Below are 26,046 nucleotides of genomic sequence, written 5' to 3'. Positions count from 1 at the left end.
CTTAACCCACTAACTCCCAAACTCTTCTAACTAACTCCCTTAGCTCGCGTAAAAGTTCTAAATTTTACAAAAAGCGGCCGGTTTTCCGACCTCACAGCGCCTTACGGCCCAGTGAATGTCTTCACGTTTGCACAGGCTTTTCCTTTTGCGGCTGCGAAGTTCGTAAGTTTTCACCACAATATCTGCGCATGAAACAAACTTTACGCCAAGCATTTATAGATTACCAGATCATTGCCTATCATACTAGCCTCCAAGGTGCATTCAGTATGGCGAAATGGGTTCTGATGGTGGTGGAAGGTATAAACTACCTCATCTCCCATAACATCAAGGCGAGTGTTACGCAAAGGACGCTAGCTACTAGTCTTCTCCTTGTGCTGCCATACCTTGCCACAGCCCAGCTTCAAGACGACTTCTCTGACGGAAATTTTACCCAAAACCCCACTTGGGCTGGTGATGTGAACAGTTTTGTCGTGAATACCCAGAACCAGCTGCAGAGCAATGGACCTGCAGTGACGGGCACGACATTATACCTTGCCACGCCCTCACAGGCAGTGGTAGGTACGGTTTGGGAGTTCTGGGCCAACCTGCGACTGGCAACCTCCTCCAGCAATTATGCCGATATCTTCCTGATCTCGGACAAAGAAGAGCTGAAGTCCGCTGACCTAAACGGCTATTTTGTGCGTATCGGTGGTACGCCCGACGAAGTGAGCTTGTTCCGGAAAGACGCTGGAAAGACCCCTGTGATCATCATCAACGGGCAAGACAAAACCGTGGCAACTTCCAACACCATCGTGCGGGTGCGGGTCACGCGGAGTGTAGAGCATGAGTGGCAGTTAGAGATTGATGTGACAGGTACGGGGCAGAGCTACGTCTCTCAGGGAAGAGTTACAGATGCTACACACAAGCGCTCGGCCTACTTTGGCGTGCTGGTTAGGTATAGCTCTGCCAACAGCCAGAAGTTTTACTTTGATGATTTCCGGATTACAGATACAACCCCGCCGGTGCTGGAAAGCGCCCAGCCGCTGAGTACGCAAACGCTGGAGTTGCGCTTCAACGAGCCCTTAGCCACAGAACAAGCCCAAAACCTCGCCAACTATACCTTGAACGGGAGCATCAAACCGACTTCTGCTGAGCTTACCGAAAACGGTACAGTCTTGCTCACTTTTGCGCAGCCGCTGCGGAATGGGGCGAATACGATGGCGGTGACAGGTATAGCCGATCTATATGGCAACGCTTTGCCAAGCCCAGTGGAGTTGACTTTCCAGTATGCGCTGCCGCCTGTGCTGCCCGGCTATAACGAATTGCTCATCACCGAAATCATGGCCCGCGAAACACCGGCTGTAGGGCTACCTGCCGTGGAGTACATCGAATTGTACAACCCAACTGAGAAGGTGCTCACGCTGCAAGGTATACGCCTCTCCGACGCAACCTCTACTACTACGCTTCCCAGCGCTCTTCTGCAACCGGGCGAATATGCCGTGATCGTACCCAACACACAGGTGGCCAATTTTACGCAGTTTGGCCGAGTGATCGGCATCAGCAATTTTCCGAGCCTGAACAACACTGGTGAGCTCCTGCAGTTGCGCCAGCCCAATGGCCGTCTGATCTATGCCGTGAACTACAGCGACACGTGGTACCGCGACAATGCCAAGCGCAACGGCGGCTGGAGCCTCGAGATGATTGATGTGAGCAATCCCTGCGCTGGTACCGAAAACTGGATGGTCTCCAACGACCCTCGCGGCGGTACTCCCGGCCAGCCTAACTCCGTCGCCGCCTCTATACCTGACAACACCCCGCCCACTTTGCTCAGCGTTATAGCAATAGCACCTGATCGATTGTTGCTGCGCTTTAACGAGCGGCTTGACAGTGCGCAGGTCGCGGAGGTGGGGCGCTATACCTTGAGTCCGGCAGGTATGGATATAGCCAGTGTGCAGGTGGCATCACCGTTGTTTGAGGAGGTGATTTTGCAACTCGCTGGCCCTCTGCAGGAGCGGCAGCTTTATACCTTAACCGCCACAGGTATACGCGACTGTGCCGGCAACCTGAGTTCGCACCCACTCACGGCAACTTTTGCCCTGCCGTCTGCGCCCGAGCCCGGCGATGTGGTCATCAACGAGGTGCTGTTCAATCCTAGGCCCGGCGGCGTGGATTTTGTAGAGCTCGTCAACCGCAGCGACAAATACATCAACCTGCAGAACTGGCAACTGGCCAACATTAGCAACGACAGCATCGCCAACCGGCGTGTGATTACTACAGCCCCTTATGTACTGGCACCCGGCCAATACGTAGTGCTTACCACCAACCCTGAAAACATTAAAAGCAACTACCCGGCAGCACGGGAAGAGACTTTCCTGCAGATGGCCTCACTGCCCTCTTACCCCGATGCAGTTGGTTCCGTGATTGTTTTGCAACCTGATAACCGCGTGGCAGACCGCTTCGACTATACCGAGCGCATGCACTTCAGTCTGATCGACGACCGTAACGGTATTTCGCTGGAGCGTATCCGGTTGGACGGCCCGACTACGCCAGACAATTTCCATTCAGCGGCCACCATGGTCTTTGCCACACCCGGCTACATTAATTCTCAGTCACAGCAAGGTATAGCGGCCCAGCGGATGTTCACCATTGAGCCCAAGGTGTTCTCACCCGACGGAGATGGCTATGAGGATTTCACGACTATCAATTACAGCGCTGACCAAAGCGGCCTTGTCGCTAACATTACTGTTTTTGATGCACAAGGGAGGGAAGTGCGCAAACTAGTGCGAAACGAGTTGCTCGCCACCGATGGCTTCTTCCGCTGGGACGGCACACGGCAGGATGGCTCCAAAGCGGGAATCGGCTATTACCTGTTCTTCATCGAGCTCTTCGACTTGGATGGGCAAAAGAGTGTGCACAAGGAGCGGGTCGTGGTAGGAGGGAGGCTGTAAGAGTTTAGGAGTTAGGATGTAGCGACATTACAGTGTAACGTCGTCGCAGGCAGGTATAAATGTATAACCGTTTGTAGGAACAGGTCGCGACCTGCTCGAATCGTGCACCGGTAGTCCACTTGAGGGGTAGCAGGGCTGTTAAGTTCTGGCAAAAACTATCCCCTTGAGGGGATTATAGGGGTGTAAAGCCAATATTGTGAGACTTATGCCAAACGCTAACACCTCTGCTAAGAGGCAGGAGTGTTAATCTTGCACCAGATAATCAATAACTCAACCCTAGCACTCCCAGCCCACGCTACAAATTGTTGCACTTATGGCTAATCATTTTAGACGACAGCTAAATTTGTTAGCAACTTTGTTGATAACCGCCACTTGTCCACATCGGTTTGCTACATTCTTTAGAAAACTACTAGGCGCTCCTTCAATTTGACTTTGAAAGCAAACCCATCAGGTCAGATGAAAGAGGCTCGTCATCACTCTATTCTTAATTCGGCAGTAGCCATTACTCCCGCTGCATATCACCCGCTGACCAGTACAGTTGCGCTTTTGTTTTGGCGTATTTGCTGCGTAGGTCGTAGAGTTTGATCTGGGACTCGAGCAACTTCTGTTCGCGGGCGTTGATTAGGAAGATGGAGCTCTCGCCGCTTTGGAATTTAACGATCTCGCCTTCCTGCAACACACGGGCATTCGTTACCATCTGTTCCTGCAAGGCAATCTGTTCTTCCAATGCCATCCACTCGTTGTAGACCATCTCCAGTTCGTTTTCAATGGCACGCACTGTGTATGACTGTTGGAAACCTACCTCCTGTTGCTTCAGTTTGGTGAGCTGCAGCTTCCCACGTTCTTCTCTTAAAAAGAGGGGTTGACTGAAGCTCACGCCTAGCTTGTAATTGTTGCGCATGTAAGGTGCTTGAAAAGCGTCTCCGTTCATAAAGAAATCGCTCTGCAGGAGATTGTATTCCACATCCAGTTTTGGCTTGAGCTTGTCGGCGGCAAAGCGGCGCTCCACTTCCAGTTGCTGGCCTTTCAGATCGAGTTTGATAAGTTCGGGATGGTTGACTTTGGCCAGTTCCAGCAACTCCTGCAACTCTTCAGGGCTGAGCGGATCCAGTTCGGTGCCAAGCGCTGAGGGAACGGCATTCGCCGCCAGCGCCAACGGCTGGTTGCCGGCGTCCCACAGGTGCATCTCGACGCGCAGCTTGCTGTTGTTGTACTTCTGCAGCGCCGCGCTGAGTAACACCCGTCGGTTAAGGGCCTCGGTGCGGGCCTCCACCGTGTCGATGGCGGCAAGGTCGCCTTGACGGGCACGCTCGTTCACGGCTCTTGTCCTGACCTCAGCCAACTCTAGTGCCTCTTCATATACCAGCACCTCATTATAATAATAGAGCCAGTCCCAGTAGTCTTTGGCCACATCCAGCAGGAGTTTGTTCACAAGCTTGAGGCGGTCGGCTTCGGCCATGCGCGGGAGCAACTGGGCCTGCCGCACCATGGCGCGGCGCTCGTCCATGAACAAACCCTGCCCCAGCGGTATGGCTATACCTGCGTAGCTCAGTCCGTTCGATGGGGTACTCTTCTCAGGGTTGAGATAGGGGCCGTCGTTGCGCTCAAAACCTGCCAAAAGCTGCGGGCCAAACCACAGCGGCACCCGCAGGCTGTTGTTCCAGTAGGTATAATAGTCTTTATCGGAAAACTGTTTTTCGCCATACTTGCTGCTGATCACGGGGTCGAAGCCGCCGCGGGCCATGCGCAACTCTTGATCGGCCTGTTGAGCCAGAAGCGCCGCCTGCGAGGCCAGCGGATGGTAGGCCAGCACTTGTTCATAGAGCGCATGCATGGTGAGCACCCGCACCGAGTCGGCAGACTGGGCCACGGCAGGGCGGGCTATACCTGTTAAGGACAGCAACCAGACAAACGTGACCACAAAAGCACGATTCAAATTCATACGCACCTTATTTCTTTTCTTCTTTCTGTGAATTGGCCCCGTCTACAGGCAGTGTGCCCGTGTAGTCAGGCGGGAAACCGTTGAGCTGTCGCCACAGTTCGTACCAGATCGGTACGGTGTTGAGCATGGCCCAGCCCTGCACGCCCGACCCAATGCGTATCGCCTCGGGCCACTCCTCCTGCTCCGGGTCCTGCACTACCAGCATACGGTAATAACCATTCGTCGCCGTGTTGTCAATAACAGCCACTTTGCCGCCAAAGGTACCAAAGCCGAGGTTTGGCCACCCTGAGAATACCAGTGCGGGCCAACCGTCGAACTGCAGGCGCACCGGGGCGCCACGGTATAGCAAAGGCAGGTCCATGGGCTCCACAAAGAGCTCCACGGCCAGCCGCGGGTTATCGGGCATGATGGTCGCGATGGCCTCGCCCTCTTTGATGTTCTCGCCTATACCTGCACGAAGCGTGCGCACGAGGTAGCCTGTTTGTGGGGCCAGTACTTGGTAGAAGCGACTCCGCTCAAGGGTACTGCTGTACTCGCTGCGCAGTTTGGAGGTCTCCCCAATGGTGCTGTAGAGGTAGGCGCGATTCGAGCTCAGTTCCGATTCCGCCTTAGCCAGTTTGTCGCCATACTCTGCCTGCAGCGAGCTGAGTTCAGTATAAGTGTTCTGCAACTCGGCACGGGAGCTGGCCAGTTTGTTCTCGTTTGCTACCAGCTTGGCCTGTGCTTCCTGCAGTTTCAGGCGGCGAGCCTCTAGCTCTGTCAGCGATTTCAGGCCTTGCTTATAGAGCGCCTCCTGTCGGGCATACTGGTTGAGGGCGATCTCCACTTCCACACGCTGCGCCACCACGTCCGCGCTGTCGCTCTGCACTTTCAGGCGGGTTTGCTCTATCTTGTTGCGGCCTTTGTCGAGGCTGAAGCGCAACCCTTCGCGCAGTGCTCTTATCTGATTTTCCAGTGCTACGGCCTTTGACTCTGTGGCCTCCACGGCACCTTCCTTGGCTTCCACCTGTTCGTTCAGGCGGTCCAATAGCTGCGGGTCGAAGTACTTTTCCTTCACTTCCGATAGGCTCACGATGGTATCGCCTTTTTGCACCAGCTGGCCTTCCTGCACATGCCAGCGCTCAATACTGCCTGCAATGATGCTCTGCACCGTCTGCGGACGGTCCTGCGGATCGAGGGCTGTCAGGGTGCCGCGCGAGGCGATGTTCTGTGTCCAAGGCAGAAACAGGATCAGGAACATAAAAAACACGATGCCCGTGATCCAGTAAGCCAGCGTGCGCCCAAGCTGTGGGGTACGCACCATTTCCATGGCTTCCAAAGCTCTGTGTCCCTGAGAAGGGGTATAAGGATCTTTCTCTTTCATAGTTAAACAGTCAGGTTGGCCAGTTGCTGATAAGGCTTACTGTGACGGATTTCTTCAAAATCGCCGCTTGCGACCAGTTTCCCGTCCATCAGCAAAAGGGTGCGGTCGCAGATGGCCATCACCTCAGGGTCGTTGGAAATAATAAGCAGGGTCCAGCTGAACTCCTGTGAGGAGAGCATCTGGATAAGGCGCAGCTTCTCGTGCTTCTCCATCCCTCCCCAGAAATCGTCGAGGAGGAGCATTTTAGGGCGCAGCACGAGGCAGCGGGCCATGATGATCTTGCGCGACACACTGGCTGGCAGACGGATGCTGCCGCCTGTCAGCTCGGTCTGCAGGCCGTCCGGTAGTTCGTGTATAAAATCGGTCAGACCCACATTGTCGGTGGCCCACACCACATCATCGATCGGCACATTGGGTATACCCAGCGTAATGTTCTCCAGAATAGTACCGTCAAACACCTGTTCTTTGGAGGTGTTGTCGCCAATCAGGCGGCGCAGGCTATTCTTTTCGAGGTCGCGCATCGAGAGGTTGTTGTAGGCAATACTTCCTTCGTAGTTCTCATAAAGCCCTAGCAACAACTGGCTCAGCGTGGACTTGCCTGATCGGTTGAAGCCCGCAATGCACACCCGCTCAGAGGCCAGCACATCAAACGAAATACCGTTGATGGCAAAATCATCCGTGCTCGGGTACTGGTAGCGCAGGTTCTTTACCTGAATCGACAACCCCTGTCCCTTGGCGGGCATGGACACGCCGCGCTCTTCTTCCAGCGGGATGTCTGTCACCTGACCCAGTTTGTCGAGACTGGTGAGCATATCGTAAATGTTGTCGAGTTTGATGATGATCTTCTCCACGGCCGTCATGATGAGGATGATCACAATCTCGGAGGCCACAAACTGACCGATGTTGATCTCCCGTTGAATCACGAGGATGGCGCCTAATACCAACAAGCCGCCCGTAATCACGGTTTTGAAGCTCACGAAGCTGAAGTACTGTGTCATAAGTACCTTAAAGTGCTGTCGGCGTGCTTTCAGGTAGTTTGTCACAAAGGCATTGGTCTTTTCGGTCGGCAGTTCCGACTGGCCCGCCAGTTTAAAAGTGTTCATGGAGCGAGCCATCTCCTGCAGCCATGCCACCAGCTTGTACTTGTACTTCGACTCCGTGATGCTCGTGTCAATGCCGCGCGGACTCGTGAAATATAGCATAGCGATCAGCACAATGATCAGGATCATGCCGAACACAATGAAATACGGGTGGTAAAAAGCCAGAAGAATGAGGCCGAACACGATCTGGATCGCGGCCGTGGTAAAGTCGGTGAGCAATTTGGCCATGGACTTCTGCAGCGAGATGGTGTCGAAGAAGCGGTTCATGAGCTCAGGCGGATAGTAGCGGTGCAAAGCCTCGGACTGCAAACGAGGCACTCTATAGGAAAAGTCAAATGCCGTGCGCGTAAAGATGCGCTGTTGAATGTACTCTACTAGCCACAGCTGCATGATCTGCATACCGCCCACAATGAGCAAGCCCAATACAATCAAGGTTATCAGCACGACCACCGACACGGTAATCTGTCCGCTCGAGATGAAGGCGATGATGCTCTGAATGCCCAGCGGAAGTGAGAGGCTAATAAGACCCGCCACAATGGCGTAGATGTACAGATAAACGATCTCGCGCTTCTCGGCGGCCAGTAGCTGCCAGAATCGCTGCATCGGGGTATAGAGTGGCTTGTGTTTATAGGCTTTGTTCATGTGCTTGGTTCAGGTATAGCGTTCTTATGCGGCTTTATAATTTTGGTCAACAGCGGCAAAAACCAGATGTTTTAAAAAGGCGGCCGCTTCTTCGGGGCGACGCTGCGTACCTTTTATTTCGGTGAGCGAAGGCAGGTGCTGTGCAAAAAACAGTTGCTGGTGCGCAGCCTCCATGATGGTGCTGATAAGCGCATGCGGATAAGGGTAGTTTGGATTAACGTCTAAGACCATCTCTGCAATGTGGTGACATAGGCGTTTGTACTCCAGAAAATAACCGTCCTTATTATCCATATCCACCTCTTTGGTCAGGTATACCTTGGAGGCCTCGGCTATCACGATGCGGTACAAGGCACTCTCATTCACATGCGCTGTGGCAGGGTCGTCGGTACCGGAGGTGGTGATCACATCGATGGCGCGGCTCAGGCGCAGACGCGGATCAGGCATGTTGTTCGTCTGAAACAGCACGCTGTAATCGAGCCACGCCCAATGCCATGATACCAAGTATACCAGTAACTTGTGTTTGTTCTCAAAATAACGGTAAATAGACGCTTCTGTAGATCCGAGCACCGTGGCCAGTTTGCGAAACGTGAATTGCTCAAACCCCAACTCATCGATTAAGATGATGCTTTCCTTTATAATACGCCTGCCCAACTCGGTACTCTCCGGATCACGTAAGTATGCCTTGTGCGTCAGGTTTATTTTGATGCTGGTTTTGCTCATGTGTCAATTCCCCTATGATTGATGCCCTTGGTTGCAGCGTGCCTTATTGCCTTTATGGTTGTATTCTGGCCTTCAGATTAACTTGTATTCGAGATTTAGTGCTGCAAAGTTATAACAACTTTCCTGTATAATAGTAATACTATCAAAAAAGTTTAGTTTGCTTTCGAATTCTTTCTCTTGAGTCAAACCAATATCATAGGTGTGTCGGTATACTTTAGCATTGGCGTCTCATTATGGGAGGTCGCAGCAAATCAGAAAAAGAAGCTGTACCTTTGCAATTCGCTGCGGCCTTACGTAATGGTCAGTAGCTAACCAGTAACGCAACACCATGAAGTTCGAAGATTACCGCATATCCGACGAGATCAAGAAGAGCCTAGACAAGCTTGGTTTCCGCAAACCAACCGATATACAGTTCAAAGCCATACCACCCATTATGAAGGGGGAGGATGTGCTGGCTATCGCCCAAACGGGCACGGGCAAAACAGCAGCCTTTGCCATACCTATACTCGATAGGCTGCAGTATGCGATCAATCGCCGTCGCTCCGATGGCATTAAGTGCGTCGTGATGGTGCCTACCCGCGAACTGGCAGTGCAGATTACGGAAGTGTTCGAAGAACTGGGGCGCCATACCCGTGTGAAGACGTTCTGCGTGTTCGGTGGCGTGGAGCAAGGGCCACAGATCGCCAAGTTGGAGGCAGGTATAGATATCCTGATCGCTACGCCCGGCCGTCTGTTCGACCTCGTGAGCCAAGGCTACATCCGTTTGGAACGCGTAGAGGTACTCGTGCTCGACGAGGCCGACCACATGCTCGACCTCGGTTTCATCCACGACATCCGCCAACTTATTACCAAACTGCCCCGCAAACGTCAGACGCTGTTCTTTTCGGCCACGATCAACGAAAAGATAAAGGAGCTGGCTTATTCGCTGGTGAACAAGCCTGTGCGTATTCAGATCTCTCCGAAAGACCCAGTGTCCAAGAACGTAGACCACTCGGTAATGTATGTGGAGATGGACGAGAAGCGCTTTTTCTTGGAGCGCGTTGTGAAAGAGAACCCCGATAAGAAGATACTGGCCTTTGTGCGTACGCAGGTACGTGCCGAGCGTGTGGTGGCAGCCATGGAGCGCGTCGGGATAGAGGCGGTGAGCATACACGGCGGCAAAGAGCAAAAGGACCGTACCGACGTGATGAAGCGCTTCAAGAAAGGCGACGTGAAGCTGTTGATCGCCACTGACGTGAGTGCCCGCGGCATCGATATCCCGAACGTGGACTACGTGGTAAACTACGACTTGCCCGATCAGCCCGAGAACTACGTGCACCGCGTGGGCCGTACCGGCCGCGGCACCGCCAAAGGTATAGCCGTGTCATTCTGCAGTTCCGAAGAGAAACCGATACTCGACGAAATTCAGACCTACCTCACCAAAGACATCAAGGTGTTGCAACTCGACCCGGAAGACCGCGAAGCCACCATCGACTTCAGCCCGGAGGCCAAGTTCGACTGGAAAGCCCTGATGAAAGAGGCAGAGGAGGATGAAATTAAGGCAAAAGCCGCCAAGGCCAAAAAAGCGAAGAAAAAGGCCAAGAAAAAGAAATAGGAAGGTATAGCTGATCATCAAAAGGCCTGCATGGACATTACGTCTGTGGAGGCTTTTTTTTTTGGCCTTTGTTCTGTGAGGGTGGGCTTCGTAATAATACCTATAATAAGAGGCTTATTTTGTGGTATTTACGTATAACATAGTATAAACTATCAGTAAAACGTAGCGGCCGTTACTTTAATAGAAAGGAGTGTGTGAGATGAAACGACATAGAAGAGGCTACCTTTCAGGATTATTCTTTAATACTGGAAACTACGATGTAAGGTCAGAGGAAAACAATTTTGGATTTACCAGACAGTTCTCCGAAGCGATCAACCAAGAGATGATGGATGATGAACGAATTGAGTTAGAGCGTAAAAAAGCCGAAGAGCTGAAAAGAAATCAAGAAGAGCAAGACCGGGCTAACCCCAATCCGGATCTGCCTAAAGCTTCATAACCAATTACAAAAAGGCGCTTTCCAGTATACAACATAATTCCGATTGAAAGGGAGAGCATAAAACACCCAAAAACATCAGCATCAACCGCAAAAGAGCCCCGCTTTGAGCAATCAAGGCGGGGCTCCTGCGTGTGCTAGCAACTGTACCTGACCTGTAGAAACCCGTTGCGATACAGCTTGTTCTCCGTTGGAATCAGTTTCAGTTTGTGCTCCTGTGCCTCTTCCGCAAAGAGTGGAATGCCCTTGCCCAGTATAATAGGTATATAAGTCAGGATGATCTCGTCCAAGAGTCCGGCATTGAGCACGGTGGCGTTGAGCTGTCCGCCGCCGATAAGCCAGATGTCCTTGCCGGGTTGCTCTTTCAGTTTTTCGATGAAGTCCACTACACCGTCTTTCACAAAAGAGACATGCTCTGTGTCTTGCTGTTCAGAGCGGCTGAAAACATAGTTTTTCAAGTCAGGGTAGGGGAAGGGCATATCAAAACCCATGACCTCTTTATAGGTATTGTGCCCCATCAGGGTGGTATCGATGGTCTGCATAAACGCCGTGTAGCCAAAATCCTCGTCCGGGATGTTGTATTTCTTGTCTTGCAGCCAGTCGATGTTGCCGTCGGGGCGGGCAATGTAGCCGTCCGTGCTGGCGGCAATGTACAGGATAATCTTTCTCATAGCAGATTAGGTATGGACACAGGGGTTGGGATTATGTGTATATGCCCACAAAGATAATGTAATGATTGGCCCCTTACAGAACAGCACTCTTTACACGATGCTGCTCACCGATGCAGCCGTTATAGCCGATCGCGTGGTTGATAGGGCAGTAGCGCAGCATGCCCGTAACAATAGGTATAGCTCCCAATAAGGATAAGCCTTTAATATTATAGTATGCGCCCATACCAATTATGGCCAAGCCTGCCAGTACGCGCAATTTCTGTTCGGTCATTCCAACGTTGCATTCCATCTTACTCTATTATTGTTTTTTTATAACTCATACGAGTAGAAGCTGGCGCTTAGTTGTGCAATTGCGCTTCAATTGGTTTGCACATATTGTATTTATATTATACCTTATAGATGCAATGCAGACAAAAAACCAAAATAACTCCCGCTATAGTGTGCTGGGGGGAATGCCTGAGGCAGTTTGTTGGACAGTAGGCCTGTTGCTGCTGGCTTTTATGGAGCCCGGTGAGGGCCACTTGTTCAGTCTATGCCCGGTAAGTTGGTTGTGGGAGGCAAAGTGTCTGGGCTGCGGGTTAGGGCATAGTATCGCCTTCCTATTCAGAGGTGAAATCGTCGCTTCTTGGCAGGCTCATCCTCTGGGATTGCCTGCAGTGCTCTTGCTGGGTCGGCGCATTGTGGTTCTGGTGACTCAATCCTATAAATTATACCTACATCATTATAAATTATAAACTATGGCAAATGTCTTTAATTTAATGCCCGAACTCGAGCCTGATGAAATGGCCTATGTGCAAGGCTTGCTGAGCTCTATGTCGGACCAAGAAGCGCAGCAGTTCGTGTCTGTGTACAGATCCCGCCGTCGCGATCCGCTTCTGGTTCTTATTACGTGCATCATTGGTTTTTTCGGGGTTGCCGGTGTGCACCGCTTTGTGCTTGGTCACATAGGCATGGGATTGCTATATCTGTTTACAGCTGGTCTTTGCTTCATTGGTACTATAGTAGATGTGATCAATTATAAAAGGCTTGCTTTCGAGTACAATATAAAGGAGGCGCAGCAAGCGCATGCTATGGTGATGGCTCAATTCGGGTCTTATGGAAACACAGGAGGATATGGTGCATAAGTAAGATCGATGCACATTTTATTGTTGTTATAACATCTGATGTATTAAGTAAATTTATTTTGCTTATTTAACTCTATTGAGGTTTTAAATGTGTAAAATAAATCTCATAAAAATTGTGAAATTTTAGAGTCTAATATAGTGGCCAAGTCTCTAAATGCCGTTTTATGTGTGTTAAAGCACTTTTTTGAGCAAGAAAAACTCTACGAATTAATTTTAAGAAGGTTTTGTAAAAGATAAAATCTTCTTATATTTGGAATTAGAACTATTCTATTATTTATTCTATTATCTAATCTATTATCAACAACCTAACAAAACAAGTGTAGTTTATGAAGAAAGTATTACTACTTAACTTCTTGTTTTTGTTTGCGCTTTTGGGTCAAGTTGTGGCACAGAGTCGGACAATAACAGGTAAAGTTACGGGGGCAGGGGATGGATCACCTCTTCCAGGGGTTTCCGTTGTCGTTAAAGGTACCTCTACAGGTACAGCTACTAGTGCGGACGGAACATTTAGTGTAAATGTACCGGGAGATGCGAACACTTTAGTGTTTCGCTATATTGGTTACATAACCAAAGAAGTTGCTGTAGGTGCAGGAAATAATATTGATGTAGCCCTGCAGCTAGATAACAAGCAACTCTCAGAAGTTGTAATTACTGGTTATACAGAGCAAGCGGTTGAGAAAATCACTGGTTCTGTGTCTACTGTTAATTCAAAATCGATAGAGCAGGTGCCTATCGCGACATTTGATCAGATTCTTCAGGGACGTGCTCCTGGTCTGCAGGTTTCTGCTGGATCGGGTCAGCCTGGTTCTACTGCAAGAGTGCGTATCAGAGGTAACGGTTCAATCAGCAGCTCGAACGACCCGCTTTACATCATGGACGGTGTTCCGATCGATGCAAACGTATTTGCTACGATTAACCCTAACGACATCGCCAGTGTAAACATCCTGAAAGATGCCGCATCAACTTCTCTTTATGGTTCACGTGCCGCTAACGGTGTAATCGTGATCACAACGAAAAGAGGTACTGCCGGCAAAACTACATTTACTTACCGTGGCATGCAGGGTTACTCAACTCCAACTCGTGCTGAGTTCAACCAAATGAACACGACTGAGAAAATTGAGTATGAGACTTTCCTTGCCTCTAAAGGCATGTACAGAGGTACAGTAGGTGGCTGGTATTCTAGAAATAACCTAGCACCAACACACGCTAACTACCTGTCAATCGATCAGATCAACTCTTTGAAAGAAGGTTTGTCTGAAAACAATGAAGACTGGCAGAAAGTATTCTTCAGAAATGGCAAGACACAAAGCCACGAAGTAAATGCTTCTGGTGGTGATGCCAAGACAAGATTCTACATCTCTGGTGCTTATTTCAACCAAGAAGGTATTATGCTTCGCTCTGACTTAGAGCGCTACACTACTCGTATCAACATCGACCATGACACGCAGAACCGTTTCAGATTTGGTGTGAATGCTTCTGCTGGTTACTCTGAGCAGGCAAGTATTGAGTCAGAAGGTGCGGCCGCCTTGGCTAACCCAGTTTTGGCAGTATACTTAGCTAACCCTTATGACTTGTTGAGAGATCCTGAAACTGGAGAGATCAATACAGTGACTACCAACGTAGGTGGCAGAGCTTTCGACAGAATTCAGGCTACTACCAACGACAGAAAGGAACTGAAGGCAGTAACAAGCGCATACGCAGAATTTGACATCCTAAAGGAGCTTAAGCTGAGAAATGTGACAGGTGTTGACTACAGAACAAGAGAGTTCGACCGTCTTATACAGCCTAACACAATTCCTGGTGACGCCTCTGTAGGTAAGAAGGGTAGCTTGAACCAAGCTTCAAACAGAAGAACTAAGTTCATCTCCACTACTACTTTGAACTACAAGAAAGCATTAGGTGAGCGTCACTTTATCGATCTCTTAGCTGGTGGCGAGGTAAACAAAGAAACATTCAAGAGCACAACCTACACAGGTTATGGCCTTAATGACAAGATCTGGACACCAGCAGGTATTACACAAGGTAATGCTGACATGATCCCAGTAGTAGGTGGTACTAACAGCGAAAGCGCACTAATATCTTCTTTCTTTAATGGTAACTATACCTTGGACGGAAAATATAACCTAAGTGCAGGTATTCGTCGTGACGGTTCTTCACGCTTTGGTGCTAACAACAGATACGCAACGTTCTGGTCAGTTGGTGCTTCATGGAACATTTCCGAAGAGAACTTCATGCAGAACTTCGGCGCACTTGACAACTTGAAGCTGCGTGCCAGCTACGGTACATCAGGTAACCAAGAGGGTATTGGTGACTTCGAGCGCCTTGGCCAGTTCTCTATCGTGAGTTACAATGGTCAGCAAGGTATTGCTCCGAACCCATCTACACCAGACAACCCAGATCTTAAGTGGGAAGTGCTGAACAGTGCCAACGTAGGTCTCGACTTTTCATTCCTGAACAGAAGAATCAGTGGTACATTTGATGTATACAACAACATCACAAGCGACCTGTTCATCAGCACGCAGTTGTCACGTACATCTGGTTTCACCACACTGCAGCGTAACGCAGGTAAAATGAGAAACAGAGGTATCGAAGTAGGCTTGAACGCTGATGTAATCCGTTCAAATGACTTTGTTTGGAACCTAGGTGTGAACTACGGTTACAACGACAATGAGATCTTGGATCTAATGCAGGTAGAAGAATTTGAGGCGGGTACATCTATCATCCGCAAAGGCCTTCCACTGGGTACACACTACATCCCATCATACGCTGGTGTAAACCCGGCTAATGGAGATCCTCTTTACCTAGATGCTAACGGTGGTATCACAAATGATTATGGTCAGGCTGTTTATAACACACACGGTACGTTTAACCCTCCTCACACAGGTGGTTTCAACTCCAACATGTCTTATAAGAGACTTGAGCTAGCAGCCTTCTTCTCGTTCGTGCAAGGAAACCAGTTGTTTAACAACAACACATTCTTCTTCACAAACCCAGCTTCATTTGCTGGTTACAACCAAGATGCTAGATTGCTTAATGCATGGAAGCAGCCAGGTGATGTAACAGAGTTTGCTCGTTGGGATGCCCCAAGACAGTTCTCAAGCCAAGACCTTGAGGATGCCTCTTACTTGCGTCTTCGTAACCTGACGTTGGCTTATAGCCTTCCTTCAGCACTTACTCAGAAAGCATTTATCAGCAATGCAAGAGTGTTCCTACAAGGCCAAAACTTGTTTACTGTAACAAACTACACGGGCTTTGACCCAGAGGATGATAACAACATCCAAATGGCGCAGTACCCAATGCCTCGCACATACACTGTAGGTGTTGATGTTACATTCTAAGTAAGAAGTTGAGTTTTTTAAAAGTATTAAAATGAAAATCTATAAGAATTTAAGATATGTAGCATTGTCGTTGGGGTTGTTCATGGCAACAACCTCATGCGACGATATGCTGGATGTAACGCCACAGGACCAACTGGTTGCTGACGTCGCGCTTACAACTTTAAGTGACTTCCAGTTAGCACTGAACGGTATCTATTCAGGTATGACGTCTGGAAGCTATTATGGTACATCATGGGAAGTAGATATTGCTTACTTAGGAGACAATGCCCGTCGTTCGTTGGATAACCGTGGTCAAGGTGCAGAGCTGCACAACTACACGTTTGCATCCACTAACAACGAAGCTTCTGCTATCTGGACAACCATTTACAGAGTGATCGACAGAGCGAACATCGTTATCAACAGAGTCGATGCAGTAGAAGGTGATCAAGCCGTTAAAAACCAGATAAAAGGCGAAGCACTTGTAGCACGAGCCCTTGCCTACCATGACTTGGTAAGACTGTATGCCGATCGTTACGATGCGACTGCAGATGCTAGCCACTTTGGTGTGCCGATTTTGCTAGAGTCTAAAATCAGTGAGCCTGGCCGTAACTCTGTAAAAGAGGTTTATGACCAAATCAATGCGGACTTAGTAGATGCAAAAGGTCTAATGAGTAACGACGCTGTGGGTCCTAACCGATTCACTGACGCTGCCGCTGCAGCTATTCAGGCTCGAGTAGCATTGTACCAGAAGCAGTATCAGAAAGCAATTGATTTTGCTACTGAGGCTATCAACGCTAAGGGTCTTGCTAACAGAACTAACTTTGCAGCCATGTGGAAGCAAAGACCAGGTATGGGCGAGTCTTACTTCACGCTTGCCATGAATGCCACTAATCCACGTGTAGGAGAGCTTTTCTATGAAATTAACTCTAACACAGCTTTCATGAACCCAACGCAGAGCCTCCTGAATACATTTGGTCAGGATGATGCCGAAACAGAGGGTGAAGATGAAAGAACGGATGACGTGAGATTCTCATCTTACTTTACCTACACTCCTGGCCGTGCGGCTGGTGAGTACACTATCACGAAATACTCTGACGTAGATGCGCAAATTAAAGGTTTGAGCAATATCCATGTAATCCGTGCTGGAGAGATGTATGCAACAAGAGCTGAAGCTTTTGCTGCATTGGGGAATGATCCGCAAGCGTTAGCTGATCTTAACGCACTAAGAAGCGCTAGAATAGCCGGATACGAAGATGTAACCCTAACTGGTCAGGAGCTTAAGGATGCGATTGCAGAAGAAAGAAGAAAAGAGCTTGCATATGAAGGGCATCGTTTCTTTGACCTGAAGCGTCTCAACTTAGCTTTGGAAAGAGGTGAAGACTGCTCGGTAGCTCCAGCATCTAACTGCACGATTCCTGCTGGAAACTTCCGCTTTACTTTCCCAATTCCGCAGGATGAGATCTTCGCAAACCCAACGATAGGCGCCCAGCAGAACACGGGTTATTTACAATAGTTTAATCAGAGGAAATAATGAAGAAAATAAATAGACTAATTGCTTCTATATTTGCTATAGGCGCAATGTTTACAATGACTTCCTGCGAGCAGGAGGAGTTTACCTACAAGGGGGATAATTTTATTCACTATCAGAAAGAGTCCTATCAGGTAAATGAGAATGCAACTGCTATAGTTAATATCCCGGTATTCTTGGCAACTACTTCTCATCCTGGCACTACAACAGCGCAGGTGAATCTTAGTGGAGATGCAGTAGAAGGAGAACACTACAATGTAATTGGTGGTAACACACTGTCTTTTGCAGAAGGAGTATATTCTGATACCATCAAGATTCAGCTTATTGACAATGACGTAGTTGATGGTAACAAAGTTATCAATCTGGCGATCGGTAGTAATTCAGCGAACTATACAATTGGTTACCCTGGAACCGAAAGCAAGTCTGGCTCAACGGTTGTTACGATCATTGACAATGACTGTCCGTTTGTAGCGTCTAATTTTGTAGGAACGTTCAATGCATCTTACAATAACTTGGCTGGTACGGATCCTTATTCAGCGAAGTCTGATATCACACAAGACCCGGAAGACCCAACTGTATTCCTAGTGACTAATTTCTGGGGTGAAGGTAAAACGGTACGTGTGACATTGGATGAAGAAACTCTAACTGGAGTAATTCCTCTTCAAAACTTTGAAACGGGTAACTTCTATGGTTACGGCCCGGCAGTAATCGAGTCACTTGCAACTACAGTAGCTCCTCTAGGAACTATTATACCATGCGAGAACAAGTTTACTGTAACTTTCAGAGTGCGCGTTTCAGCGGGAAGCTTTGGTAACTATAGAGCTACATTCACGAAATAGCCTAAAGCTAATCTTAGCATAATAGAGAGAGGCAGGAGTTATCCTGCCTCTCTTTTTTTATGGTAATTTGGGCATTCATGTTGAGCCTTCTAAAAATTACTAGAAGGATAAACCAGCATCAATGCAGTCAAAGGAAAAAGAGAATCAGCTTAACAAAAGAAGCCGCTCTGGAAACAGGGCGGCTTCTTTGTTTTGAGAATATTTTCCGGATGCATAGTCAATGAGCCATAAATCCTTTATTTTTAGTATCAAATCATAGAATGCAGTAATGAAAAAGATATATGCATACCCACTTTTGGGCTTGAGTTGTTTCGTTTCTGGGGCCTTTGTAGCTAAACTGGCCGATGATAAAATAACAGTGGACGTGCTACGCAATGCGCAGCAAATGATAGGACTACAGTTTACGGATGCACAGCTTGACTCTGCTACAACCAGTGTGGAAGAGTTCAGAAGCAGTTATAAGCGCATTAGGGAACAGCCTTTGCCGAATGAAGTGGCGCCAGCGCTGCAGTTCAATCCGGTACCGGTTGGGTTTACCTTTGAGCAAAAGCGAGAAAAGTTTGAGGTGGAGCGACGAAAAGGTATAAAATTGCCTGCCAATAAGGAAGAGCTGGCTTTCTACTCGGTGCCGCAGTTGGCAGAGTTGCTCCGCACCCGCCAGATCAGCTCCGAAGAATTAACCAAGTTCTTCCTAAACCGCCTGAAGGAACATGGACCAACCTTGCAGTGCGTTACCAGCCTAACAGAGGAACTTGCTTTAGAGCAGGCCAGAAAAGCTGATCAGGAAATAAAAGCAGGAAGATACAAGGGCATGCTGCATGGCATGCCTTACGGTGTAAAGGACTTGCTCGCCACCAAGCGGTACAAGACAACATGGGGATCTGTACCTTACCGAGACCAGCAGCTTAACCTCGATGCCACCGTGGTAGAGCGGCTTGAGCAGGCAGGAGCCGTATTAGTGGCAAAATTAACATTAGGCGAACTTGCCATGGGTGATGTGTGGTATGGCGGCAAAACCCGTTCTCCATGGGACATCAACAAAGGGTCTAGCGGATCGTCAGCCGGCTCGGCTGCGGCAGTTGCCGCCGGTTTACTCCCATTCGCAATTGGCACTGAGACGCTGGGCTCCATCGTGTCGCCTTCCACAGCTTGCGGCACCACAGGCCTGCGTCCAACTTTCGGGCGTGTGAGCCGACACGGTGCCATGGCCCTGAGCTGGTCCATGGACAAGATCGGACCGATTGCCCGTTCAGCTGAAGACTGTGCTATCGTATTCAATGCCATCCATGGGCCTGATGGGAAGGATCTAACTGTTGTCGATGCTCCCTTCAACTATAATAAGAATATCAATCCGAAAAAACTGCGTGTGGGCTATCTGCACAAAGACTTTGACCGGGAGTACCCATTTAAGGAGAACGACAAGGCGACGCTCGAGGCGCTACGTAAGGCAGGTATAGAACTGGTGCCGATTGAGCTTCCAAATTTACCTGCTCGTGACTTGACCATGACCATTTCTGTGGAAGGGGCTGCTGCGTTTGACGAACTCACACGGAGTGGTCGCGATAGCATGATGGTGCAGCAGCACAAGAACGCTTGGCCTAATGTTTTCAGGGCGGGACGCTTCGTGACAGCCGTGGAATACTTGCAAGCCCAGCGCGTGCGCAGTCTCATCATACAGCAAATGCACGAGAAGCTGAAAGGAATTGATGTCTACATCAGCCCATCTTATGCAGGCAGTAACCTCGTGATGACGAACCTGAGTGGGCACCCGTGTGTGGTCATGCCAAACGGATTTCAGAAAAACGGCATGCCAACCACCATCACATTTATGGGGCAGCTATACGGCGAGGCAAACGTACTGGCGCTGGCTAAGCTCTATCAGGACCTGACAAGCCATGATGAACAGCGTCCTCCCATGGCTTTGAGTACAACGAAGTAGGCCATATTTGGCATATTCAGTCATAACACTTAATTTCAAGTGCTAACATCAATCTAATCAAGACAATCTAACTTATGCTTTTTAAGAAGAGAGCCATACTGCTCATGTCATGGCTTGTACTGGCCGGTGGGGCCGTGCAGGCTCAGCAGGATGCCACTAAATTGAGTGTGGAGAAGATCATGCGCGATCCGAACTGGATTGGAACCTCGCCAAGCAATGTGTTCTGGTCTGAGGACGGCAAGAAGATCTACTTCAGCTGGAATCCGGACGCTAACCGCAATGACTCGCTTTACAGTGTTTCTGCCGAAGGCAAGAACTTAAAGAAGGTGAGCCCGCAGGAGCGTCGTTCGTTGCCAAGCCCGTATGGAGCCCGCTATAATAAAGCCAAAACCCAGAAGGTATACGAAAAGAACGGTGACGTCTATTTGCTGGACATCAAGAGTGGCAAAACGCAGCAGATCACTAATACGGTAGAGCGTGAGAGCAGCCCTTCTTTTAGCCATGACGAAAAGAAAGTGGCGTTCATAAAAGACGGCAACTTATACCTGTGGACGATTGCCAATGGACAGTTAGCGCAGCTTACTGACTTTAAAAAAGGAACTAAGCCGGCCGGTGAGGGGAAAGACCCGCAGCGTGAGTGGCTGAAAGAGCAGCAACTAGCCCTTTTGCAGATTGTGCGTGAGCGAGAGGCTGACAAAGAGGCCGCTAAGAAGCAGCAAAAGGCGGACAGCCCAAGCAGACCCAAAGAGATCTACATTGGCGACAAGTCAGTGGATAACATGGTGCTGAGTCCGGATGAACGCTATATCTCTTACCGAATGGTTACGCGCCCTAAGAACGCCAAAGTGGCCATTGTGCCAGACTTTGTGACTTCATCAGGCTATACCGAAGACATCAACACGCGAACCAAAGTAGGCGACGCACAGGCGACGTATGAGTCTTATGTGTACGACATCAGCCGCGATACTACCTATGCGCTGCAATTGAAAGACTTAGAAGGTATAAACGATCTACCGGCCTACCTGCGCGATAAAGACGCCAAAGCAAGCACAGCGAAAGAGCCGGCCACTAAACCTGTGAAGCCGGAAATGCGCGGGGTGGTGGTTTTCGGTCCGATTTGGTCTGACAATGGCAAGCATGCCGTGATGGTGGCTCGCGCAGCCGACAACAAAGACCGCTGGATTCTGAAACTGGACCCGGCAACAGGCAAACTGACCACACTCGATCGTCAGCGTGACGAGGCTTGGATCAGCGGCCCGGGTATAGGCTATGGTGCTGGCGATATCGGTTGGATGCCGGACAACGAGCATGTTTGGTTCCAGTCGGAGGAGAGTGGCTATTCTCATCTCTATACCTTGAATGTAAACAATGGCAGCAAGAAGGCTCTGACGAGCGGACAGTTTGAGATTTCAGGACCTCAGATCTCAAAAGACAAAAAGAACTGGTACTTCACGGCCAACAAGGTACATCCGGGCGAGAAGCACTTTTACAGAATGCCGTTGAAGGGCGGCGAAATGACACAGCTGACAACAGGCACTGGCGCGCATGAGGTTACGCTTTCACCTGACGAGAAGAACTTGGCCATACGCTACTCCTACAGCAATAAGCCATGGGAACTCTACGTGCAGGACAACAAAAGAGGAGCCAAGCCACGTCAGGTGACACAGTCGCTTACCGAGGAGTTTAAGTCATACGATTGGCGCGATCCGGAAGTGATCAGCTTTAAAGCAAGCGACGGCGTAGACGTGTATGCCCGCCTTTACCGTCCCGAGAAGGCTGTTGCCAATGGCCCGGCTGTGATTTTTGTGCATGGTGCCGGTTATCTGCAAAATGCGCACAAATGGTGGAGCTCTTATTTCAGAGAGTATATGTTCCACAACTTCTTGGCCGACAATGGCTACACCGTGTTGGATATTGACTACCGCGGAAGCGCAGGCTACGGCCGCGATGTGCGTACCGGCATCTACCAGTTTATGGGTGGCAAAGATCTGAGCGACCACGTGGATGGTGCCAAGCTTTTGGCTGACAAGTACAATGTGGATCCGAAGCGCATCGGTATTTACGGCGGTTCGTACGGCGGCTTCATCACGCTGATGGCCATGTTCACAGAGCCGGACGTGTTTGCCGCCGGTGCAGCGTTAAGATCAGTTACCGATTGGGCGCATTACAACCACGGCTATACATCTAACATCCTAAACGTGCCGCAGCTCGACAGCTTGGCCTATGCTAAAAGCTCTCCGATCTATTATGCCGAGGGCCTAAAAGGTGCTCTGTTAATCTGCCACGGTATGGTGGATACGAACGTGCACTTCCAAGATGTGGTGCGCCTGACTCAGCGCCTCATTGAATTGGGGAAAGACAACTGGGAACTGGCTGTATACCCTGTAGAGGACCATGGCTTTACGGAGCCTGCCAGCTGGACCGATGAGTACAAGCGTATTTACAAGCTCTTCGAAGAGAACCTGAAGAAGTAAGCTATACCTAAAAACAGAAAAGCGCACGGCAACTTATTGCCGTGCGCTTTTCTGTTTGTGCCTTACCATAGGGATAAGCGATTTTACAAGCATTAGAAGGTATAGGTAAGGGCTGCTCCATCATGCGTAAGCGTCTTGACTGGAACAAGAGAAAAGCCTGAATTATTGGTTTTCTTGTGTAGCTGCGGAACCAGTATGCCTACAGCTGCCCCTAAGGTATAGCCAATGATGTTATCGCTCAGAAAATGCTTCCAGCCTCCATTCGTAAATACCCAACCGCAGCAGGTGTGATAGCCGCAGCGACCCATACATAATGGCGGGCCGGGGAGTCGGGGTTAAAGTCATGGAAGACCTTGGCAGCAAAAAACGTAGCCGACGCAGTGGCAGCAACGTGACCGCCGAAAAAAGAGTTGGTGGCATATTTGTGCAGCCTAGCCTCCAATGGGGCATCGGTAGCATATACACTGGGTCGCTTTCGCTCCGTAAGTCCCGCTGACATGCTGAATAGTGCTCCGGTAATGGACATAGCCTGCCCATACAGCAAGAACACTTGCGGGGCCTGCTGCTTTACACCATCATCCAGAAGCAAAAACAAAGGAGCTACAAAAGAGCCATAAAACGGAAAATCACTTATCTGCTCAGCCGTTGCGTTGTAGTTGCCAGCGGCAAATCGGTCGAACCTGTTCACTTGGTTTCTGTCTACCCGTAGTAAGTCTTCTTCTGTCAGTCGCTCTTTATTTAAAAGTATGGTGCTTCCCACTACAGTCATACCTATACCTCCAGCTGTTATAGCGCCGTCTTTTACCCAGTCTGTTTTGTAAGGCGCAATAGTTTGTGCTTGGCAGATACCTGACAGGCTTAGGTAAATAAATAAGCTGAGGCTAAGTAGGAGCGCCCTCATACCTACTTCTAAAAAGTATAGCTGAGGTTAGCGCCCTGTGAGGCTGTGCCGGCAAAAGTCGGGATAAGGGTAGGGTTAAGCGTAAAGCCACTCTGGTTTGTCTTTTTGTGCAACTGCGGCACCAGTATGCCGGTCGCCGCTCCGATGGCATAGCCCAGTATGTTGTCGCTCAAAAAGTGTTTACCGGCTTTTAAACGGTAGTAGCCAACTACGGCAGGTACAGCGGCGGCACCGGCCCACACAAATGGCCGGGCGGGCGAGTCTGGGTTAAAGTCGTGAAAAACCTTTGCGAAGAAGAAGGAAGCACCGGCCGCTGCAGTGGTGTGCCCCGCATAGAAAGAGTTTCTGGCATTGGCGCGGGTCTTCTCCGACATTTCCACATCAGGGCTGTACACTAATGGCCTAGTTCTTGGGCTTAGGCCGCTTGTCATTGTAAACAATGCGCCAGTTACCGCCATGGTCTGAACATACAACCCAAACACTTGGCCAAAGTTACCTTTCACGTTCTGGTTGAAAACCAAGGTAAGAGGAAGTGCAAAGGAGCCATAGAAAGGAAAGTCGCTTATTTTTTTAGCTGTTTCAGAGTCATAGCCGGCAGAAAAACGGTCAAAACCGATTACATCATCTTTGCTTAATCTGCTAATTTGTTCCTCTGTGAGCCCATCTTTGTCCATCATCAAGGTCAGGCCATAATAGGTCAGGCCCACACCCGCTGCCGTAATTGGGGCGTCAACTTTAAAATTAGTTTTATAAGGGGATTCGCGCTGCGCCTCGGCCACTCCGGCCATAGAGATGAGACACCATATCATTAGAAAATACTGTTTCATATGTCGTTTTTGAAAAGATACAATTTTTGTAATTGAAACGATCCTATATATAAAAGGTTATAAATAGCCTAGGTGTAGCATTAATCAATAGAGATATGCTTCTGAGATCAAGTATATTAACAGCTGGAGGTTAGAATTGTTCTGAGATAGATGCAATTCCTAATAATTGTTGTAAACCAAACATCTAGCTTTCGGTATACCTTGAGGTACCTGACCCGCATAAAAGACTGTTCGTTTTTAAGTATGCCGGAATTGCCGTAGCTTTGTACCCGCTGTAGCTGTCTGCAGTCGGTTTATACTTTGTACCTAAACCCACTTATTGAAATGCCATATTTGTTCACCTCCGAGTCTGTATCAGAAGGACACCCGGACAAAGTAGCGGATCAGATCTCTGATGCCCTCCTAGATGAATTTTTGAAGCAAGACCCACAGTCTAAAGTGGCTTGCGAAACGCTGGTAACGACAGGTCTTGTTGTGTTGAGCGGCGAAGTGAAGACTGAAGCATACGTGGATGTGCAGAAGGTCGCCCGTGATGTGATAAAGCGAATCGGCTATACCAAGTCAGAATATATGTTCGATGCCGATGCGTGCGGCGTAATTTCGGCTATACACGAACAGTCCCCAGACATTAACCAAGGTGTGGAGCGTACCAAGCCAGAAGACCAAGGCGCTGGCGACCAAGGTATGATGTTCGGCTATGCCACCAACGAAACAGATAACTACATGCCGCTGGCGCTGAGCATTTCGCACCTGCTGTTGCAGGAGCTGTCTGCCATCCGCAAAGAAGGCAAGGAGATGACTTACCTGCGCCCTGATGCCAAATCGCAAGTAACCATCCGCTACAGCGACAACCACGTGCCTGAGAAGATCGACACAATCGTAATCTCAACCCAGCACGACGAGTTTGTGCTGCCTGAAACCGACAGCAACGAAGCCAAGCTGGCAGCCGAGAAGCAAATGGTACAAAGGATTAAAGATGATGTAGACAGCATCTTGATTCCGCGTGTGCTGAAGCTGTTGCCGGAGCGTATCCAGAAGCTGTTCAACAACGAGATTACCTACCACATCAACCCAACTGGCAAGTTTGTGATCGGTGGTCCGCACGGCGACACGGGTCTGACCGGCCGTAAGATCATTGTAGACACTTACGGTGGCAAGGGGGCGCACGGTGGTGGTGCCTTCTCTGGCAAAGACTCTTCTAAGGTAGACCGCTCTGCAGCCTATGCGGCGCGTCATATCGCCAAGAACCTAGTCGCTGCCGGTGTAGCCGATCAGGCGCTTGTACAGGTAGCCTATGCCATTGGTGTGGCTAAGCCGGTTGGTCTGTACGTGACAACCTATGGTTCGACGAAGGCGAAAGACGCAAGCGGTAACGCAATGAGTGACGGTGAGATCGCGGAGAAAGTGAACAAACTGTTCGACATGCGCCCTTACGCTATTGTGCAGCGCTTCGGCCTGCAGAACCCGATTTTCTCTGAAACAGCCGCTTATGGCCACATGGGCAGGACGCCGGGCACTAAGCGTGTAGAACTCTTGAAAAATGGTCAGACTACGGTAAAAGAGTTTGAAACCTTTACTTGGGAGAAGCTGGATTTTGTTGACAAGATAAAGGAAGAGTTTGGCCTGTAATTTACAGACGCTATACCCTCAATCATAAAAAAGGCCTGCTGAGCGATCAGCAGGCCTTTTGTTTTATACCTTAGAC

19 protein-coding genes are annotated in these 26,046 nt (G+C 49.4%); 11 read left to right on the top strand and 8 right to left on the bottom strand.

Features of this window, described 5'->3' with window-relative positions:
* The first annotated feature begins 188 nt into the window (after nucleotides 1–188).
* Complete coding sequence (locus tag Q1A04_RS10745; protein WP_299705249.1) at nucleotides 189–2,927, top strand: lamin tail domain-containing protein; 2,739 nt, start codon at nucleotides 189–191, stop codon at nucleotides 2,925–2,927.
* Nucleotides 2,928–3,429: 502 nt separating this feature from the next.
* Here the strand turns inward: Q1A04_RS10745 and Q1A04_RS10740 are convergent.
* From Q1A04_RS10740 to Q1A04_RS10725, 4 genes are read right to left on the bottom strand one after another with little or no spacing between them, the layout of a single operon-like run.
* Complete coding sequence (locus tag Q1A04_RS10740) at nucleotides 3,430–4,869, bottom strand: TolC family protein (RefSeq protein WP_299705246.1); 1,440 nt, start codon at nucleotides 4,867–4,869, stop codon at nucleotides 3,430–3,432.
* Nucleotides 4,870–4,876: 7 nt separating this feature from the next.
* A complete protein-coding gene (locus Q1A04_RS10735; RefSeq protein ID WP_299705243.1) occupies nucleotides 4,877–6,232 on the bottom strand; it encodes an HlyD family efflux transporter periplasmic adaptor subunit in 1,356 nt (451 codons plus the stop codon).
* Between the two features lie 2 nt (nucleotides 6,233–6,234).
* The gene (locus Q1A04_RS10730; RefSeq protein WP_299705240.1) at nucleotides 6,235–7,974 is read right to left on the bottom strand and encodes an ATP-binding cassette domain-containing protein; all 1,740 of its coding nucleotides are present in this window, start codon (nucleotides 7,972–7,974) and stop codon (nucleotides 6,235–6,237) included.
* A 24-nt stretch (nucleotides 7,975–7,998) separates the two neighbouring features.
* Nucleotides 7,999–8,694, bottom strand: coding sequence for a TetR/AcrR family transcriptional regulator (locus Q1A04_RS10725; protein WP_299705237.1), 696 nt, complete (start codon nucleotides 8,692–8,694; stop codon nucleotides 7,999–8,001).
* A 328-nt stretch (nucleotides 8,695–9,022) separates the two neighbouring features.
* On the opposite strand from Q1A04_RS10725, the gene Q1A04_RS10720 reads away from it, so the two are divergent.
* Complete coding sequence (locus Q1A04_RS10720; protein ID WP_299705234.1) at nucleotides 9,023–10,288, top strand: DEAD/DEAH box helicase; 1,266 nt, start codon at nucleotides 9,023–9,025, stop codon at nucleotides 10,286–10,288.
* Nucleotides 10,289–10,487: 199 nt separating this feature from the next.
* On the top strand, nucleotides 10,488–10,724 hold the full coding sequence (locus Q1A04_RS10715) for a hypothetical protein (RefSeq protein WP_299705231.1): 237 nt from the start codon (nucleotides 10,488–10,490) through the stop codon (nucleotides 10,722–10,724).
* Between the two features lie 134 nt (nucleotides 10,725–10,858).
* Here Q1A04_RS10715 and Q1A04_RS10710 read toward each other — a convergent pair whose 3' ends face one another.
* Both Q1A04_RS10710 and Q1A04_RS10705 read right to left on the bottom strand, forming a co-directional pair.
* Complete coding sequence (locus Q1A04_RS10710; protein ID WP_299705228.1) at nucleotides 10,859–11,392, bottom strand: dihydrofolate reductase family protein; 534 nt, start codon at nucleotides 11,390–11,392, stop codon at nucleotides 10,859–10,861.
* Nucleotides 11,393–11,465: 73 nt separating this feature from the next.
* A complete protein-coding gene (locus Q1A04_RS10705) occupies nucleotides 11,466–11,681 on the bottom strand; it encodes a DUF2892 domain-containing protein (RefSeq protein WP_299705225.1) in 216 nt (71 codons plus the stop codon).
* Here Q1A04_RS10705 and Q1A04_RS19045 point away from each other — a divergent pair.
* The 7 genes from Q1A04_RS19045 (at nucleotide 11,623) to Q1A04_RS10670 (ending at nucleotide 22,613) form a co-directional block, all read left to right on the top strand.
* Nucleotides 11,623–12,126, top strand: coding sequence for a DUF2752 domain-containing protein (locus Q1A04_RS19045; RefSeq protein ID WP_366943858.1), 504 nt, complete (start codon nucleotides 11,623–11,625; stop codon nucleotides 12,124–12,126). The genes Q1A04_RS10705 and Q1A04_RS19045 overlap by 59 nt on opposite strands.
* Before the next feature lie 3 nt (nucleotides 12,127–12,129).
* Complete coding sequence (locus tag Q1A04_RS10695; protein WP_299705222.1) at nucleotides 12,130–12,516, top strand: TM2 domain-containing protein; 387 nt, start codon at nucleotides 12,130–12,132, stop codon at nucleotides 12,514–12,516.
* Between the two features lie 326 nt (nucleotides 12,517–12,842).
* Nucleotides 12,843–15,854 (top strand): TonB-dependent receptor, encoded by a 3,012-nt coding sequence (locus tag Q1A04_RS10690; RefSeq protein ID WP_299705220.1) that lies wholly within the window; start codon nucleotides 12,843–12,845, stop codon nucleotides 15,852–15,854.
* Between the two features lie 31 nt (nucleotides 15,855–15,885).
* Nucleotides 15,886–17,346 (top strand): RagB/SusD family nutrient uptake outer membrane protein, encoded by a 1,461-nt coding sequence (locus Q1A04_RS10685; protein WP_299705217.1) that lies wholly within the window; start codon nucleotides 15,886–15,888, stop codon nucleotides 17,344–17,346.
* Nucleotides 17,347–17,363: 17 nt separating this feature from the next.
* On the top strand, nucleotides 17,364–18,200 hold the full coding sequence (locus Q1A04_RS10680; protein ID WP_299705215.1) for a Calx-beta domain-containing protein: 837 nt from the start codon (nucleotides 17,364–17,366) through the stop codon (nucleotides 18,198–18,200).
* Nucleotides 18,201–18,468: 268 nt separating this feature from the next.
* Nucleotides 18,469–20,139, top strand: coding sequence for an amidase (locus Q1A04_RS10675; protein ID WP_299705213.1), 1,671 nt, complete (start codon nucleotides 18,469–18,471; stop codon nucleotides 20,137–20,139).
* Between the two features lie 74 nt (nucleotides 20,140–20,213).
* Nucleotides 20,214–22,613 (top strand): prolyl oligopeptidase family serine peptidase, encoded by a 2,400-nt coding sequence (locus Q1A04_RS10670; RefSeq protein WP_299705210.1) that lies wholly within the window; start codon nucleotides 20,214–20,216, stop codon nucleotides 22,611–22,613.
* Between the two features lie 238 nt (nucleotides 22,614–22,851).
* Here the strand turns inward: Q1A04_RS10670 and Q1A04_RS10665 are convergent, their stop codons facing one another.
* Nucleotides 22,852–23,514 (bottom strand): PA-phosphatase, encoded by a 663-nt coding sequence (locus Q1A04_RS10665; RefSeq protein WP_299705207.1) that lies wholly within the window; start codon nucleotides 23,512–23,514, stop codon nucleotides 22,852–22,854.
* An 8-nt stretch (nucleotides 23,515–23,522) separates the two neighbouring features.
* Entirely contained in the window at nucleotides 23,523–24,341 is an 819-nt protein-coding gene (locus Q1A04_RS10660; protein WP_299705204.1) for a phosphatase PAP2 family protein, read from the bottom strand.
* Nucleotides 24,342–24,665: 324 nt separating this feature from the next.
* On the opposite strand from Q1A04_RS10660, the gene metK reads away from it, so the two are divergent.
* Nucleotides 24,666–25,970, top strand: coding sequence for a methionine adenosyltransferase (gene metK / locus Q1A04_RS10655; RefSeq protein ID WP_299705202.1), 1,305 nt, complete (start codon nucleotides 24,666–24,668; stop codon nucleotides 25,968–25,970).
* Nucleotides 25,971–26,046: the final 76 nt, after the last annotated feature.

The organism is uncultured Pontibacter sp. (genome assembly GCF_947499215.1).
GTDB lineage: Bacteria > Bacteroidota > Bacteroidia > Cytophagales > Hymenobacteraceae > Pontibacter.
Note: the sequence above shows the minus strand (reverse complement) of the source record. Positions and strands in the feature narration are given on the sequence as shown.

Coding starts and splice junctions, on each gene's coding strand:
- Q1A04_RS10745 (WP_299705249.1), top strand. CDS start 189: ATGAAACAAACTTTACGCCAAGCATTTATAGATTACCAGATCATTGCC.
- Q1A04_RS10740 (WP_299705246.1), bottom strand. CDS start 4,869: ATGAATTTGAATCGTGCTTTTGTGGTCACGTTTGTCTGGTTGCTGTCC.
- Q1A04_RS10735 (WP_299705243.1), bottom strand. CDS start 6,232: ATGAAAGAGAAAGATCCTTATACCCCTTCTCAGGGACACAGAGCTTTG.
- Q1A04_RS10730 (WP_299705240.1), bottom strand. CDS start 7,974: ATGAACAAAGCCTATAAACACAAGCCACTCTATACCCCGATGCAGCGA.
- Q1A04_RS10725 (WP_299705237.1), bottom strand. CDS start 8,694: ATGAGCAAAACCAGCATCAAAATAAACCTGACGCACAAGGCATACTTA.
- Q1A04_RS10720 (WP_299705234.1), top strand. CDS start 9,023: ATGAAGTTCGAAGATTACCGCATATCCGACGAGATCAAGAAGAGCCTA.
- Q1A04_RS10715 (WP_299705231.1), top strand. CDS start 10,488: ATGAAACGACATAGAAGAGGCTACCTTTCAGGATTATTCTTTAATACT.
- Q1A04_RS10710 (WP_299705228.1), bottom strand. CDS start 11,392: ATGAGAAAGATTATCCTGTACATTGCCGCCAGCACGGACGGCTACATT.
- Q1A04_RS19045 (WP_366943858.1), top strand. CDS start 11,623: ATGGCCAAGCCTGCCAGTACGCGCAATTTCTGTTCGGTCATTCCAACG.
- Q1A04_RS10705 (WP_299705225.1), bottom strand. CDS start 11,681: ATGGAATGCAACGTTGGAATGACCGAACAGAAATTGCGCGTACTGGCA.
- Q1A04_RS10695 (WP_299705222.1), top strand. CDS start 12,130: ATGGCAAATGTCTTTAATTTAATGCCCGAACTCGAGCCTGATGAAATG.
- Q1A04_RS10690 (WP_299705220.1), top strand. CDS start 12,843: ATGAAGAAAGTATTACTACTTAACTTCTTGTTTTTGTTTGCGCTTTTG.
- Q1A04_RS10685 (WP_299705217.1), top strand. CDS start 15,886: ATGAAAATCTATAAGAATTTAAGATATGTAGCATTGTCGTTGGGGTTG.
- Q1A04_RS10680 (WP_299705215.1), top strand. CDS start 17,364: ATGAAGAAAATAAATAGACTAATTGCTTCTATATTTGCTATAGGCGCA.
- Q1A04_RS10675 (WP_299705213.1), top strand. CDS start 18,469: ATGAAAAAGATATATGCATACCCACTTTTGGGCTTGAGTTGTTTCGTT.
- Q1A04_RS10670 (WP_299705210.1), top strand. CDS start 20,214: ATGCTTTTTAAGAAGAGAGCCATACTGCTCATGTCATGGCTTGTACTG.
- Q1A04_RS10665 (WP_299705207.1), bottom strand. CDS start 23,514: ATGAGGGCGCTCCTACTTAGCCTCAGCTTATTTATTTACCTAAGCCTG.
- Q1A04_RS10660 (WP_299705204.1), bottom strand. CDS start 24,341: ATGAAACAGTATTTTCTAATGATATGGTGTCTCATCTCTATGGCCGGA.
- metK (WP_299705202.1), top strand. CDS start 24,666: ATGCCATATTTGTTCACCTCCGAGTCTGTATCAGAAGGACACCCGGAC.